The sequence below is a fragment of the Paenimyroides viscosum genome, from assembly GCF_003858535.1.
GTDB classification, from domain to species: Bacteria; Bacteroidota; Bacteroidia; order Flavobacteriales; family Flavobacteriaceae; genus Flavobacterium; species Flavobacterium viscosum.
Map to the genome: position 1 here is coordinate 85,240 of NZ_RQTJ01000002.1, position 15,592 is coordinate 100,831.

Below are 15,592 nucleotides of genomic sequence, written 5' to 3' on the forward strand. Positions count from 1 at the left end.
TCAATCAATTTTTAAAACTATCTATTATGAAAAGTATTTATTTATTCCCGAATAAATTAAAAATCCCTGCTTTAGTGATTTTTATTATTTCGCTTACACTAGTTATATTAATTCCTTTTGAAATTGTATATGAACTCCGAGTTCCTGTATTTGCAATAGCTAGTGATCACTTCTTAAGTTCAGAAAATTCTTTTTATCTTTCTTTTGGAAAGGAAGATATTTATAATGAACTTGTCGACTTATTGTTTTTTTCTAGTGGTATAATTTTAGCTTTTTCTAAAGAAAAAACAGAAGATGAAATGATTGGTTTAATTCGATATAAATCAATAACCAATGCTACTTATTTTACCTTTACACTACTAATAATTAGTGAGTTTTTAGTTTTTGGCATGCCTTTCGTTTATATAATTATGTTTTTCTATTACGCTTTTATCTTATTTTTAAACATCTTCTACTACACAAAATTATTCATCTATAAAAAACAATTCAGTTATGAAAACGAAGATTAAAGTATTCCGCGCCATTCATAACATCACGCAGGCAGAATTGGCAGAAAAACTAGATGTTACACGACAAACAATCAATGCAATCGAAGCCGGAAAATATGCTCCGTCTGTAGAATTGGCTTTGCGTATGTCTAAAATGTTCAATGTAACTGTAAACGAAATTTTTCAGTTAGACGATGAATAATTTTGTTATCTTTAATTTATCCAACAAATAAAATCATGAAAATTCTTATAAAAATCCTTAAATGGTTTGCAATTGTTTTTATATCGACCATTGCGCTTATGTACATTTTCGATTACGGTTACCTGCTTCGTGCGGTTCGCGTAACGTATTTAACCGGTCATAAAACAGCTTTTTTAGAAGATTACAGTTATTTTAATAATCGTGAAATTAAAAAAGGAACGGCACAGCCTTGGAACATATCCAAAAATTACAATAAAATTCCGGCTACCGAAAAGCTGAATCAAACGCACAAAGACCTTCAAACTACATCGTTTTTAATTATTAAAAACGACAGTATTTTTCATGAAAGTTATTTCGATGTTGGTAAAGAAGACAGCAAAACCAACTCGTTTTCTATGGCTAAAAGTATTGTAACATCGGCTCTTGGAAAAGCAATTGACTTGGGAATGATTCAAAGTTTAGACACCAAAGTAATTGATTTTTTACCCGAACTAACAGGCAAATTTGCTAAAGAAGTAACCGTGGGCGATTTGGCTAGTATGGCATCGGGTCAAAAATGGGATGAAAATTATTACGGACCAACATCAATTACCACACAAGCATATTTTAAAACCGATTTACGTTCGCTCATGTTAAGCTTGCCTATTGATAAAAAACCGGGACAGGAATTTGTTTATCAAAGTGGTGATACACAATTACTGGCAATGGTTTTAGAAAAAACTACAAAAATGAGTCTGGCTGATTTTGTTTCGAAATATTTCTGGCAACCTATGGGCATGGAGCATGATGCATTGTGGCAGATCGACCATAAAGACAACGGAATTGAAAAAGCATATTGCTGTATTGCCAGTAATGCTCGTGATTTTGCCAAATTTGGTAAACTGTATATGCAGCACGGAAAATGGAATGACGAGCAACTGCTTTCTATGAAATTTGTTTTTGAATCGATAAACCCACGTTTCAAAGAAAGTCCGCAATATGGTTATGGCTGGTGGTTATCAAACTATAAAAACAAGCATATTTACTACATGCGCGGTCATTTGGGGCAGTTTACCATTGTAATTCCCGAAGACAATTTAATCATTGTCCGTTTGGGTCACATCAAAGGCTTGCAAACCACAACCGACGCGCACAGTAACGACTTGTATGTGTATATCGATGAAGCGTATAATATGTTAAACAAACAGTTATGATTGATAAAATAGTTTTACCGAATATTCTTTTTTTGGATATTGAAACGGTGCCACAATCAGAGTTTTTTAATGATTTGCCTGAAGATGCACAGCAATTATTTGCCGATAAAACACAATATCAGCGCAAAGACGATTTAACGCCCGAAGAGTTTTATGATCGAGCGGGAATTTGGGCAGAATTTGGAAAAATCATTTGTATTTCGGTTGGATATTTCACCATAAAAAATGCCGAACGACAGTTTAGAACCAAATCGATCATTGGAGAAGAAAAGCAACTTTTAGAAGAATTCAACGATTTGATAAAAGCGCATTTTTCAAATCCGGCATTCGTTTTTTGTGGACATAATATTAAAGAATTCGATATTCCGTATATGTGTCGCCGTATGCTGATCAATGGAATAAACATTCCTGAAAAATTACAGCTTTTTGGAAGAAAACCGTGGGAAATACCACATTTAGATACTTTGGAATTATGGAAATTCGGTGATTACAAACATTATACGTCGCTAAAATTACTGACGCATGTTTTAAACATTCCGTCACCAAAAGAAGATATCGATGGAAGTGAAGTCCGCAACGTATATTACAACGAGAAAAACATCAACCGAATTAAAAAATACTGCGAACGCGATGTAGTTGCAGTTGCACAGATTTTTTTAAGAATGCGTAACGAACCTATTTTAAATGACACCGAAATATTTTCGGTCTGAAACATTTAAATGTTAAAATTTAAAAATAATTTTCTTTTTAAAAAATAAATTTAGAATTTTGTTCTGAAATAAAAATCAACAGAAAAATTAAAATGCAACAATTTATTAAACATACACGCAACTGTAGAATGTGGAAATTTTCCCGCAGAGGTTTTGTATGCACTAAATTGTAACCATTTTACAATATAATTTAAGTGAATCCTCTGCTAAACCGCAGGGGATTTTTTTATGCCCAATAATTTAATATTAATCCATAAACCCAGTAATCATGAGCCTAGAACAAATTTCATTATTAAGTTTTGCAAACCAAAGCCAGTTAAACATTAAAAGCAGCGAATTACAATTTTCAATCACTCAAAACGATATGAGAAAAAATTCAAATGCCCATTTAGAATATCTTTTAGCAGGATTTGCAGCATGCATTAATATGGTGGGGCATCAGGTTGCAGATGATCTGGATATGGATTTAAAATCGATACAGATTGAAATTAAAGGAACTATAAATACCGCCAAAACACAAGGTTTAAACGTGAAAGACCGAAGCGGTTTTGAAGCGATTGATTTGGTTGTAAAACCCGTTACCAACGCTGATTTAAGCACACTGAAGTTTTGGATGGATGAAATTAAAGAACGTTGCCCTATTTATGATAATCTTTTAAACAGCACACCAATTAATCTGGTTGTTACAAAAGATTATACGCAAAATGTAGCTTGATCTAATTACTAAAAGCTAAAAACTAATAGCTTAAAAAAATTGTTTAGTTTGTTTTTACTACCTTTAATTTTTGATAATTAAGGGTAGTATTTTTTTATGAAAGAACCGATTTTAAGGGTAGAAAATTTAAGCATTTCTTTTTTACAGGAAAAAAAATGGAACGAAGTAATCCATTCTATTTCATTTGAAGTTTTTCCGAACGAAATTATTGGTATTGTAGGCGAATCGGGTTCCGGTAAATCGGTTTCAAGTTTGGCTGTAATGGGTTTGCTTCCTAAAAACGTATCCGATTTAAACACAGGTTCTATTCATTTTAAAAATGAAGATATTACCAATTATTCCGAAAAAGCTTTTCAGAAAATACGAGGAAAAAAAGTATCGATGATTTTCCAGGAACCAATGAGTTCTTTAAATCCGTCGATAAACTGTGGCGAACAAGTGGCTGAGATTTTAGAAACACACACTAAGTTATCTGAAAAAGAAATCAAAGCAGAAGTGTTGCGGTTGTTCGATCAAGTAAAACTTCCCGACCCAATTACAATTTATAACAAATACCCACATCAAATTTCAGGTGGACAAAAACAACGTGTAATGATTGCAATGGCAATTGCCTGCAAACCAGAAATTTTAATTGCCGATGAACCAACTACTGCTTTAGATGTCACCGTTCAACAGGAAATTATTTTGTTGTTGAAAAATCTGCAACAAGAAACCGGAATGAGCATTTTGTTTATTTCTCACGATTTATCATTAATATCAGAAATTTGTGATCGTATTCTGGTGATGTACAAAGGCGAAATTGTAGAGCAGAATTCGGCTTTAAACATCTTTAAAAATCCCGAGCATATTTATACAAAAGCGTTAATTGCTTCTCGCCCATCGTTAAATGTCCGTTTAAAACGTTTGCCAACCATTCAAGATTATTTAAGCGGAACCGAAAATGCCGCGGCTATTTCGCAAGAAGAACGAAAAGAACATTTAGATAAATTGTACGATCAACAACCTTTGTTACGTGTTGAAAATGTTGAGAAACAATATCTTTTAAAAACGCAATTATTTAAACCGAACGATTATTTTAAGGCAGTAGACAATGTAAGTTTTAAAATGTACGAAGGCGAAACGTTGGGTTTGGTTGGCGAAAGCGGTTGCGGAAAATCTACATTAGGAAATGCGATTTTACAGTTAGATCCTGCCACGAAAGGACAAATTTTCTACAGAGATAAAGACATTACCAAATTATCGAAAAGCGAATTAAAAGAATTGCGTAAAGAAATTCAGATTATTTTTCAAGATCCGTTTGCATCGTTAAACCCAAAAATAACGGTTGGCGAAGCCATCTTAGAACCTATGAAAGTACATAAACTGCATGCAAACGATAAAGAACGCAAAGAAAAAGTATTGGATTTGCTGAATAAAGTCGGTTTATTACCGGAACATTACGACCGATATCCACATGAATTTTCCGGAGGTCAGCGTCAGCGTATAGGCATCGCTCGGACAATTGCAGTGAATCCTAAGTTGATTATTTGCGACGAATCGGTTTCGGCATTAGATATTTCAGTCCAAGCACAAGTATTGAATTTACTGAATGATTTAAAAGACAATTTTGGATTTACCTATTTATTTATTTCGCACGATTTGGCAGTCGTTAAATACATTTCGGATCAGATTATCGTTATGAACAAAGGAAAAATAGAAGAACAAAACGAAGCCGATGCTTTAATTGCTAATCCGCAACAGCCTTACACTCAACGATTGATTGATGCGATTCCCAAAGGAGTTTAAGATTGTTTTTTTAATATAATTTTTAAGAAAAAATTAACTGCTTTATATTTTTATCACATTTTTTGTTTAAATACATTTGATTTTTAATACAATAAAATATGAAAAAACTAATCACTTTGGCTTTGGCAGCAGTATTTTTTTCCTGTTCTAAAGAAGCTACACCTGAATACACAGTTGTTTCAGGAAAATTTACCGGGGCACCAAAAGGTAAATTTACAATTAAAGGAAATGCTTTTGAAAAAGAAATCAGTGTAAATGAAGACGGCAGCTTTGCCGATACATTGTATATTGATTACGGCGGAACCTATGAAATGGCAAAAAACGAGATTTATCTTCACAAAGGTAAAAACCTTTCTTTTGAGTTGGACATTCAAAATTTGGATAACATTACATTTTCTGGAGATTTAGCTACAGAAAACAAGTATTTCGCTCAAAAAAAGCAATTGTATAAAGATATTTTGGGAAAAACAACTGAACTTTATACACTGGAAGAAAGTCAGTTTTTAGTAAAAATAGATGAGTTTACGCAAAAAAGCAACGAATTACTCGAAGCTTCGACTTTTGTGATTGACGATTTCAAACAAAATGAACAAAAAAGTATCGGTTATAATAAAGAGCAATTGTTACGTTCATACTTGTCAATGCATCCATTTTTTACTGATAACCAAGCGTTTCAAGTATCAGATACGTACCCTAAATCAAATAAAACCATTGACTTTGACAATGCCAAAGATTATGATTTCTCAGTAGCATACCGTGAATTGGTAGTGCAAAATTTTAGATAGAAAGTATTCGGCGTATTAGAGGAAGGTAAACAAACTTTTAGCGAAAAAATAGCAGCTAATATAAAAAACATCAAAAGCCAAAACATTAAAAATGGAATTGCTGAAGAATTCTCTTCTTTTGTAACACTTGACAATCCCGAGATGGAAACGATTTACAATGCAATTGTAGGAGCATCTACCGATGAAAATTTTAAGAAAGAACTTACCAAAACCTTTAATAAGTTAAAACACTTAACCAAAGGAAAAACTTCTCCAAAATTCAACCTTGAAAATCACAAAGGTGGCAATACTTCTTTAGACGATTTAAAAGGAAAATACGTTTACATAGATTTATGGGCTATCTGGTGTGCGCCTTGTATTGCTGAAATTCCGTTTATGAAAGAGCTTGAAAAGAACTATCACGAAAAAAACATTGAGTTTGTAAGTATTTCGTTAGATGAGAAGAAAGATTACGACAAATGGAAGAGATTTGTCACAGATAAACAACTTGGAGGCATACAATTATTTGGAGAGAATGGCATGAATTCAAAGTTTGCAATGGATTATGCACTGGAGAGCATTCCTAGGTTTATCTTGATCGATCCAAAAGGAAATATCGTAACTGGTGACGCACCAAGACCATCAGATGAGGAACTTGTGGAGTTGTTTACAGAATTAGGTATATAAAAATAAAGCACCGAGCGCAATTCGGTGCTTTATTTTTTTTAATTCCATCGTTATAAGGAACTTCTTTTTTTTGGACGAAAATTCTAAAAATTTTAACGAAAGAAAAACAGAAGAACAAAACAAAGCCGACGCTTTAATTGAACCTCTACAAAAACCATATACCCAAAAATTAATCAATGCTATTCCGAAGGGGATTTAGATTTACTTTATCAATTAGTAAGAACCACAATGCAAACGGTATGCAAAATATAAAATAAGAGATATCAACCGTACTTTCTGTAAATGCTTGTGTGAATCCTTGTAAAAAAATATAATATATCAGGTAAATAAATATACTTATAAAAAGTACAACAGCATTGTAGAAATAAACATCATTCCTATTCTTACATAAAAATGAAGTACCTATTGCGATTAAAACAAATAGAATGGTGTATTCAAATGGTATTAAGAAAGTTGATTGTACTATAAACGGATTCATTTGTTTAAAATCTTCAAAATGACCATAAACAACAGGAATAAATGTTAAGCTAAATATTAGTAAGCTTATAATTCCTAAAAAAGCTAATTGTTTAAACTGAATAGCTTTTGTGCGCCATAAATAGAGAAAGCAGATGATATAGGATATTACAAATATATTTCTTGTTGAAATTAATAATCCTATAAATATCCCAGAAATCACTAATGTTTTATGAGTAAATATTTTTTGATTTAATATGTAAATTAAAGAGCCTAAAACCAATGAAGCATTAAAAAAAATGTTACTGCGGCAAATAACTTCCCACAAATTAAAAAATGATGATAAGATTAATAGTAGAATAAAAATTCTAGTAATGGAATTAACTTTTTTATACCACATTAACCAATAAAATAACAACACGCCAATAATTGACAAAAAACCCAATTCACTTACTAAATAAAAAGGTAAAGCCAGAATAAAATAGAACGGCATTGGTCCTGGTGGATTTCCTGCAAAACTTTTTGCAAAGTAAGCATACTTATTAGTAAAATAACTATCCCAAAAAGATGTAATTACACTCCACCTATCAACATTTAGGGTTTCAATAGGAATTTTTTTCCAAATCAAAAGACACATAATTATAAAAGCAACTATAAAGCTAATTTCTATTTTCTTAGTGATAAATTTTAAAAGCTTTGTGTTTCGATATAAAAAAATATACAGTAGTGATATTATAATAGTTAAAAGTGGTGCCCAAGTAGTAAATCTTTCTAAATATTTGTAGGTAAATAAAAAATTTACTAATAAAAACAAAGCTAAACTGATGTTTCTCTTTAGAAATAAATCCTTCATTATTGAAACATTTTACCTTTATACAAACCTATTTTATTTATAAAATATAGAAAAGATACTTTTAAAACACCTAGACCATATTTAATACTTCTTGATAAATTTATGGAAGAAGCTTCTTCGAAATATTTAGTTGGGCAGGTTATTTCAGCTATTTCAAAATTCTTATCAAATACCTGAGCCAAAAATTCATTATCAAATACAAAATCGTCAGAATTATTATTGTATTTTACAGTTTGTAATACTTTTTTTGAAAACGCACGGTAACCAGTATGATATTCCGATAGTTTCTGATTCATCAATATATTTTGGGTTAGTGTAAGAAATCTGTTCGCAATATATTTATATAATGGCATACCACCTTTTAAAGCACCTTTACCTAAAATTCTTGAAGCGATAACCACATCATATAAACCGTTTGCTATAATATAACTCATAGAGTGAATAAGTTTTGGGGTATATTGATAATCAGGATGAAGCATAATTACAATATCGGCATTTAGTTCCAAAGCTTTATTGTAACAGGTTTTCTGATTGCCACCATAACCTTTATTTTTGTCGTGTTTGATAATATGTTTAATTTCTAAGCGATTAGCTACTTCAGAAGTATTATCTAAACTATTATCATCTACTAGAACGACATCGTCAACAATATCAAAAGGAATTTCATTATATGTCTGCTCTAAAGTTTTAGATGCATTATAAGCTGGAAGTACAACTACTATTTTTTGGTTATTGATCATTATTTGGGTAAGTCAATTACAAATATAAAATTAATTGATAGTTTACAGTATTATAATCTATTCAAAACTAAAACGGACCCCCCGATTCAATCAAGAATCGGGGGTATTAATTTTTAAATTCCGCCGTCGTAAGGAACTTCTTTTTCTTGGAAAATAATTCCAAAAGTTTCTAGTTCTTTTAAAACAGGTTCGTAAACCTCTTTTGTAATCGGCATTTGTATTCCCGGTGTTGTAATTTCACCGTTTAATATTTTAAGTGTAATGATACCAACCGGCAAACCAACCGTTTTTGCCATTCCGGTTAAAACTGCATCTTCGCCTAAGCAAACCATGGTAGAATCTATCTGAAAAGTTTCAGTACTTCCGGGCATAGTGTAGCCGAATTTATGATACATTACAATCATGTCTTTATCATTCGGTTGCAACGTCCATTTCTCAGAAAGTATCTTTTCCATAACCTGTGCCGGAGTTGCATTTTTCAATCCTACTTTTTTATCGTTGTTGAAAAGATCCAAAGCCACAAATTTGTCCCAAACAGTATCGTCTTGTTCAATATTTAAGGTCAATCGAAACTTTACTTCAACAGAATCGCTTACATGATAATACAAAAACGAATTAATAAACTCGCGATAGGTCATGTTTTCAGAATCTTCAATCGTATAAGTATCATCAGTCACACCCAATTGCACCAACATATTCCACGCACGTGAATACCCTACTCTACGCATAGTGCCACGATAAATAGTATGTGCATTTTGCAAACCGTACGCTTCGCGGTAACCTAACGAATCGCGGTTTGCATAAGCTTCAAATCTACCAAAACCTTCAATCTCTAAAAATTCGGTACGTTTAAAGATACGTTGGTAAGGAATGTATTTATAAGTACCCTGTTGTAAAAATTTTGCAGCACCGCCTTGCCCCGCAACAACAACGTTACGCGGATTCCATGAAAATTTATATTTCCAAATGTTATCATCAGATTCCGGAGCAACCAATCCACCACAAAAACTTTCAAAATGAACCGGATTGCCCCCTTTTTCTCTAATCTCGTCTAAAACTTTCATGGCACTCATGTGATCGATACCAGGATCTAATCCACATTCGTTCATAAAAATTAATCCTTTTGCTTTTACTTCGGCATCCATTTCTTTTAATTCGGTCGAAATATATGATGCAGTGACCAAATGCTTACTAAATTTAAGACAATCGGCAGCAATAATTGGGTGTAAGAAAGCTGGCATCATAGAAATTACTACATCGGCTTTTTCTATCAATTTGGTGCGTTCCGCATCGTTATGAATGTCTAAAGCAATGGCAAATGCGTTTGGATTGTCTACTATTTTTTCTTGGATTGATGTGATTGACTGATCGGCAATATGAAGTTTGAACGGATGTGTTTCGGTACGTTCCAACAAATATTTGATTAAAGAAGAGGTAGATCTCCCGGAACCAAACAACAAGATATTTTTCATTAATTTGTTTTTTTATCTGCTAAAAGTACTAAAAAAATAGCGCATGAAAAAAAACACGTATCGAAAAATAAAAAAGTGTACATTTGACAAAAATTTTCCCATGACTAGAAAGTTAGTAACATTGGCAGCTTTTTTTGGATTTGTTGCAATAATTTTAGGCGCTTTTGGCGCACATGCACTAAAAGAAGTATTAACTGCAGAACAATTGGTAAGTTTTGAAACCGGTGTAAGGTATCAAATGTATCACGCATTGTTTTTACTGCTAGTTTCGCAATTAAATGTATTAACAGAAAAGAACAAGCGCACCATTGGTATTTTAACAACCATAGGCGTTTTTCTATTTTCAGGATCGATTTTTTTACTGGCAACCCAGGGTTTATCAGGCATAAACTTTAAATTTTTAGGTCCCGTAACACCCGTTGGCGGATTATTTTTAATACTAAGCTGGTTTTTAACGGCTTTTTATTCCATGAAACAAAAGAACAATTATTAAAAAAAATACTAAATTTATTAGTAAGTTTGTATGCAAATTAACACAACACAAGATTTAAACATGAAGGTTGCAAAATCAATATCTTTAGATAAGTACGGAATTAACAATGTAACAGAAATTATTTACAATCCGTCGTATGATGAGTTATTTATAGCTGAAACAGATGAGAACTTGCAAGGTTTTGAACGCGGACAATTATCGGAACTTGGAGCTGTAAACGTTATGACGGGTGATTTCACCGGACGTTCTCCTAAAGATAAATACATTGTAAAAGATGCTGTTACAGAAAACACCATTTGGTGGACTTCTGAAAACGCTAAAAACGATAACAAACCTATTTCTCAAGATACTTGGGAAGCTTTAAAGCAAAACGCAACTTCTGAATTATCAGGAAAAAAATTATACGTTGTGGATGCTTTTTGCGGTGCCAACGAAGATACTCGTTTAAAAGTTCGTTTTATCATGGAAGTTGCTTGGCAGGCACATTTTGTAAAAAATATGTTCATACGCCCAACCGATGCTGAATTAGAAAACTTTGGCGAGCCTGATTTCGTGGTAATCAACGCATCTAAAACTTCATTTAAAGATTACAAAACACACAACTTAAATTCTGAAGTTTACGTAGCTTTTAACTTAACCGAAAAAATTCAATTAATTGGTGGTACCTGGTATGGTGGTGAAATGAAAAAAGGTCTTTTCTCTATGATGAACTACTATTTGCCATTACAAGGAATTGCTTCAATGCACTGTTCTGCAAACAAAGGTAAAGAAGGCGATGTTGCTGTTTTCTTTGGTTTATCAGGAACAGGAAAAACTACTTTATCAACAGATCCAAAACGCGAATTAATTGGTGATGATGAGCACGGATGGGATAAAGACGGTGTTTTTAATTTTGAAGGCGGATGTTATGCTAAAACAATTGATTTAAGTAAAGAACACGAACCAGAAATTTTTGCAGCTATTAAGCGTGATGCTTTGTTAGAAAATGTAACGGTTGATGCTGATGGAAAAATTGATTTTAAAGACGGATCTGTAACACAAAACACTCGTGTTTCTTATCCTATCGAGCATATAGAAAATATTGTAAAACCGGTTTCTAAAGCAGGTCACGCTAAAAAAGTTATCTTTTTAACGGCTGATGCTTTTGGGGTTATGCCTCCGGTTTCTAAATTAACGCCAGAACAAACAAAATACTATTTCTTATCTGGATTTACAGCAAAATTAGCCGGAACAGAGCGCGGTGTTACACAGCCAGAACCTACTTTCTCTGCTTGTTTTGGTAAAGCATTCTTAAGCTTGCACCCAACAAAATACGGTGAAGAATTAGTTAAGAAAATGGAAGAACACAACGCTACCGCTTACATGGTGAACACTGGTTGGAACGGTACCGGAAAACGTATTTCTATTAAAGATACCCGTGCAATTATCGACCGTATTTTAGATGGATCTATCGAAAATGCTGAAACTACCATTGTTCCAATTTTCAATTTAGCTGTTCCAACAGGTTTAGAAGGTGTTGATACCAACATTTTAGATCCTAGAAACACGTATTCAGAAGCTTCTGAGTGGGAAACAAAGGCTACAGATTTAGCACAATTGTTCGTAACAAATTTCGAAAATTATACAGATAACGAAGAAGGAAAATCATTAGTTGCGGCTGGCCCACAATTATAATCCTCTTGAAATATTAAATTAAAGTCCAACAATTGTTGGACTTTTTTGCTTTAAAACAACTTCTTAATCTAGGTTAACAGCCAACAAAATACATTGTAGTAATTTTGACTTATTAAACTTTTAAAATAAATCAAAATGAAAAAAATAGCCTTATTATTCGTAGCAACTTTGTTTTCTGTTGCATCATTCGCTCAAACAAAATATAATGTAGATACGTACCATTCGTTCTTAAATTTCTCGGTAGGTCATTTAGGAATCTCGTTTGTAGATGGTAAAATGGACAAGTACCAAGGTTCGTTAGAACTAACGAATGAAGACATTACCACAGCGAAATTTAATTTTACAATTGATGCCAATTCGGTAAATACCGGCATTCAAATGCGTGATGATCATTTACGTTCTGCCGATTTCTTTGAAGTAGAAAAATATAAAGACATTAAATTTGTTTCTACATCAATTAAAAAAGACGGTAAAAACTACAAGTTAAACGGAAACCTAACTATTAAAGATGTTACCAAACCAGTTACTTTCACATTGGTGTACGGCGGATTGTTGAAAGACGACGGACAAGGTAACCAAAAAGTAGGTTTTCAGGCTACTACAACAATCGATAGAACTGATTTCAATATAAACTATGACCCAACAGGTATGGGTGTTGCTAAAGACGTAAAATTCATTATTAACTTAGAATTTAACAAAGCAAAATAATTTTTCATAATAAGTAAGTAAACAACAATCACCGAAAAACGTATCAAGAAATTGATGCGTTTTTTATTTAGCTTTTAACCTATTTAATATAATAAGCTTAAATACCTATTGTTTCAAAAATTAATTATAGTGATGTGAAGCTGAAACAAGTTCAGCTTGACAAGCTGACTGAAAATTATTGTCTATTATAACATAAAAAAGACACTTCAAACGAAGTGTCTTTTCTATTATCTAAAAACTATAAACTAAAAGCTTACAGCTAATTAATCATTCAATTTTAAAACAGCCATAAATGCTTCTTGAGGAATTTCAACGTTACCTACCTGACGCATACGTTTTTTACCTTTTTTCTGTTTTTCCAATAACTTACGTTTACGCGAAATATCTCCACCGTAACATTTCGCAGTTACATCTTTACGTAACGCTTTAATGGTTTCACGTGCAATTACCTTTGCACCAATTGCTGCCTGAATAGGAATATCGAACTGTTGTCTTGGGATTAATTCTTTCAATTTCTCACACATTTTTTTACCAATGTGATAGGCACTGCTTTCATGAATTAAAGCCGAAAGTGCATCAACCGGTTGGGCGTTCAATAAAACATCTAAACGTACCAATTTCGATTCTTTCATACCAATTGGGTGGTAATCAAAAGAAGCGTATCCTTTAGAAACTGTTTTTAATCGATCGTAAAAATCAAATACAATTTCTGCCAAAGGCATATCAAAGTTCAACTCCACACGTTCTGGTGTTAAATATGTTTGATTGGTAATAACACCACGTTTTTCAATACACAAACTCATTACGTTACCAACAAAATCGGCTTTTGTAATAATAGTTGCTTTAATATAAGGCTCTTCTACTCTATCTAATTTCGATGGTTCTGGTAAATCAGATGGATTGTTTACAATTAATTGTGTATCTGGTTCTTTCTTGGTGTAAGCGAAGTACGAAACGTTAGGAACCGTAGTAATCACGGTCATATTAAACTCACGTTCTAAACGTTCCTGAATAATTTCCATGTGTAACATTCCCAAGAATCCACAACGGAAACCAAAACCTAAAGCTGCCGAACTTTCTGCCTGAAAAACCAACGAAGCATCATTCAACTGTAATTTTTCCATCGATGCACGTAAATCTTCGTAATCTTCGGTGTCAACAGGATAAATTCCAGCAAAAACCATTGGTTTTACATCTTCAAACCCCGTAATCATATTTTTGGTCGGATTCACAGCATCGGTAATGGTATCACCAACCTTAACTTCTTTCGCTTCTTTAATACCCGAGATTAAATAACCAACATCGCCCGATGAAATCACATTTTTAGGCACTTGATTTAATTTCAATGTACCAACTTCATCAGCGTAATATTCATTGCCCGTAGCCATGAACTTAATTTTCTGATTCTTTTTAATTTCTCCGTTCAAAACACGGAAAATAACTTCAATGCCACGAAAAGGATTGTAATGCGAATCAAAAATCAAAGCCTGTAACGGTTCGTCTGGATTTCCTTTTGGCGCCGGAATTTTATCGATAATTGCAGCCAAAATATTTTCGACACCAAAACCGGTTTTACCCGATGCGTGAATAATATCTTCTAATTTACAACCCAACAAATCAATGATATCGTCGCTTACTTCTTCCGGATTTGCAGAAGGTAAATCAACTTTATTCAACACTGGAATAATTTCTAAATCATTTTCCAAAGCCAAATAAAGGTTCGAAATTGTCTGTGCCTGAATACTTTGCGCTGCATCAACAATTAACAAAGCACCTTCGCAGGCAGCAATTGATCGAGAAACTTCGTACGAAAAATCTACGTGCCCAGGAGTATCAATCAAATTCAAGATATATTCTTCGCCTTTATATTTATATTCCATTTGAATGGCGTGACTTTTAATTGTGATACCACGTTCTCTTTCAAGATCCATATTATCAAGCAATTGCGCTTTTTCTTCGCGAGCAGTTACGGTTTGTGTGGCACCCAACAATCGGTCTGCCAAGGTACTTTTACCGTGGTCAATGTGGGCTATAATACAGAAATTTCTAATATTTTTCATTGATGTAAATTGTAAAAAATAAATTGCTCTTTGGGCGTGCCGTTCGTCGTTCCTCCTTCGTCGGGCTATGCGCTACAAGTCCTCATTCTTTCGGGCTTTTCGCTTCTATCCCTCACGCAGTTACCAAAGGCTACAAAGTGCAAATATAGTTTATTTTTTTGGTAGATTTTTAAAAATAAAAACGCCCCGATAAATCGAAGCGCTTTTGTTATGATTTTACCTCTATCGGGTTTTGCAGTATTTTATTAATCGGGCATTTTTGAGCAATTACATGTAATCTTTTAATTTGTTCATCGGTTAAATCGTCTGTAAAAGATACTTTTTTCGTAAAAATGGTAGTTCCCGGAGTTGTTTCGGTATCAATTTCAACATCAACAAAAACTTCCTCTAACAACCATTTGCTTCTGTTTGCATACATTTTTACCGTCATTGCAACACAGCCAGCCAAAGCTGCGGCTAATAATTCTTTTGGTTTTGGACCCAAGTTTTGTCCGCCTTCATCAATTGGCATATCGGTAATAAACTCAGACGTTGGTGAAGTAATTACGGTTTTATAATTTTCTGCGCCAATTTTTGCTGTAACTTTTTCCAT

The 15,592-nt window shown here is 33.1% G+C and carries 16 protein-coding genes; 11 read left to right on the top strand and 5 right to left on the bottom strand.

What is annotated here, in order from left to right:
• The first annotated feature begins 26 nt into the window (after window positions 1–26).
• The 8 genes from EG242_RS01470 to EG242_RS01505 all read left to right on the top strand — a co-directional run bounded on the left by EG242_RS01470 (window position 27) and on the right by EG242_RS01505 (window position 6,544).
• The gene (locus EG242_RS01470) at window positions 27–509 is read left to right on the top strand and encodes a hypothetical protein (protein ID WP_124898145.1); all 483 of its coding nucleotides are present in this window, start codon (window positions 27–29) and stop codon (window positions 507–509) included.
• Entirely contained in the window at window positions 493–690 is a 198-nt protein-coding gene (locus EG242_RS01475) for a helix-turn-helix transcriptional regulator (protein ID WP_124898146.1), read from the top strand. Before EG242_RS01470 ends, EG242_RS01475 begins: the two co-directional genes overlap by 17 nt.
• 35 nt (window positions 691–725) lie before the next feature.
• The gene (locus tag EG242_RS01480; protein ID WP_124898147.1) at window positions 726–1,883 is read left to right on the top strand and encodes a serine hydrolase domain-containing protein; all 1,158 of its coding nucleotides are present in this window, start codon (window positions 726–728) and stop codon (window positions 1,881–1,883) included.
• Window positions 1,880–2,593 carry a 3'-5' exonuclease gene (locus tag EG242_RS01485; protein WP_124898148.1) on the top strand — a complete coding sequence of 238 codons (714 nt, stop codon included), beginning with the start codon at window positions 1,880–1,882 and terminating at the stop codon, window positions 2,591–2,593. The genes EG242_RS01480 and EG242_RS01485 overlap by 4 nt, the downstream gene beginning before the upstream one ends.
• Window positions 2,594–2,861: 268 nt before the next feature.
• Window positions 2,862–3,308, top strand: a complete 447-nt coding sequence (locus EG242_RS01490; protein ID WP_124898149.1) for an OsmC family protein — start codon at window positions 2,862–2,864, stop codon at window positions 3,306–3,308.
• Between the two features lie 96 nt (window positions 3,309–3,404).
• The gene (locus EG242_RS01495; protein ID WP_124898150.1) at window positions 3,405–5,093 is read left to right on the top strand and encodes an ABC transporter ATP-binding protein; all 1,689 of its coding nucleotides are present in this window, start codon (window positions 3,405–3,407) and stop codon (window positions 5,091–5,093) included.
• A gap of 98 nt (window positions 5,094–5,191) precedes the next feature.
• On the top strand, window positions 5,192–5,878 hold the full coding sequence (locus tag EG242_RS01500; RefSeq protein ID WP_124898151.1) for a hypothetical protein: 687 nt from the start codon (window positions 5,192–5,194) through the stop codon (window positions 5,876–5,878).
• Window positions 5,879–6,019: 141 nt separating this feature from the next.
• Entirely contained in the window at window positions 6,020–6,544 is a 525-nt protein-coding gene (locus EG242_RS01505) for a TlpA family protein disulfide reductase (RefSeq protein WP_124898152.1), read from the top strand.
• 169 nt (window positions 6,545–6,713) lie between these two features.
• On the opposite strand, the gene EG242_RS01510 is transcribed toward EG242_RS01505, so the two are convergent.
• From EG242_RS01510 to EG242_RS01520, 3 genes are all read right to left on the bottom strand, one after another.
• Window positions 6,714–7,853 (bottom strand): hypothetical protein, encoded by a 1,140-nt coding sequence (locus EG242_RS01510; protein WP_124898153.1) that lies wholly within the window; start codon window positions 7,851–7,853, stop codon window positions 6,714–6,716.
• Complete coding sequence (locus EG242_RS01515; protein ID WP_124898154.1) at window positions 7,853–8,593, bottom strand: glycosyltransferase family 2 protein; 741 nt, start codon at window positions 8,591–8,593, stop codon at window positions 7,853–7,855. Before EG242_RS01515 ends, EG242_RS01510 begins: the two co-directional genes overlap by 1 nt.
• 113 nt (window positions 8,594–8,706) lie before the next feature.
• Entirely contained in the window at window positions 8,707–10,065 is a 1,359-nt protein-coding gene (locus EG242_RS01520) for a saccharopine dehydrogenase family protein (RefSeq protein WP_124898155.1), read from the bottom strand.
• Between the two features lie 100 nt (window positions 10,066–10,165).
• Here EG242_RS01520 and EG242_RS01525 point away from each other — a divergent pair, with 100 nt between their 5' ends.
• The 3 genes from EG242_RS01525 (at window position 10,166) to EG242_RS01535 (ending at window position 12,940) form a co-directional block, all read left to right on the top strand.
• Entirely contained in the window at window positions 10,166–10,558 is a 393-nt protein-coding gene (locus tag EG242_RS01525; protein ID WP_124898156.1) for a DUF423 domain-containing protein, read from the top strand.
• Window positions 10,559–10,618: 60 nt separating this feature from the next.
• On the top strand, window positions 10,619–12,232 hold the full coding sequence (pckA, locus tag EG242_RS01530) for a phosphoenolpyruvate carboxykinase (ATP) (protein ID WP_124898259.1): 1,614 nt from the start codon (window positions 10,619–10,621) through the stop codon (window positions 12,230–12,232).
• Window positions 12,233–12,367: 135 nt separating this feature from the next.
• On the top strand, window positions 12,368–12,940 hold the full coding sequence (locus EG242_RS01535) for a YceI family protein (RefSeq protein ID WP_124898157.1): 573 nt from the start codon (window positions 12,368–12,370) through the stop codon (window positions 12,938–12,940).
• Window positions 12,941–13,203: 263 nt separating this feature from the next.
• Here the strand turns inward: EG242_RS01535 and lepA are convergent, their stop codons facing one another.
• Entirely contained in the window at window positions 13,204–15,000 is a 1,797-nt protein-coding gene (lepA, locus tag EG242_RS01540; RefSeq protein WP_124898158.1) for a translation elongation factor 4, read from the bottom strand.
• A gap of 208 nt (window positions 15,001–15,208) precedes the next feature.
• Window positions 15,209–15,592 carry an OsmC family protein gene (locus EG242_RS01545; RefSeq protein WP_124898159.1) on the bottom strand — a complete coding sequence of 128 codons (384 nt, stop codon included), beginning with the start codon at window positions 15,590–15,592 and terminating at the stop codon, window positions 15,209–15,211.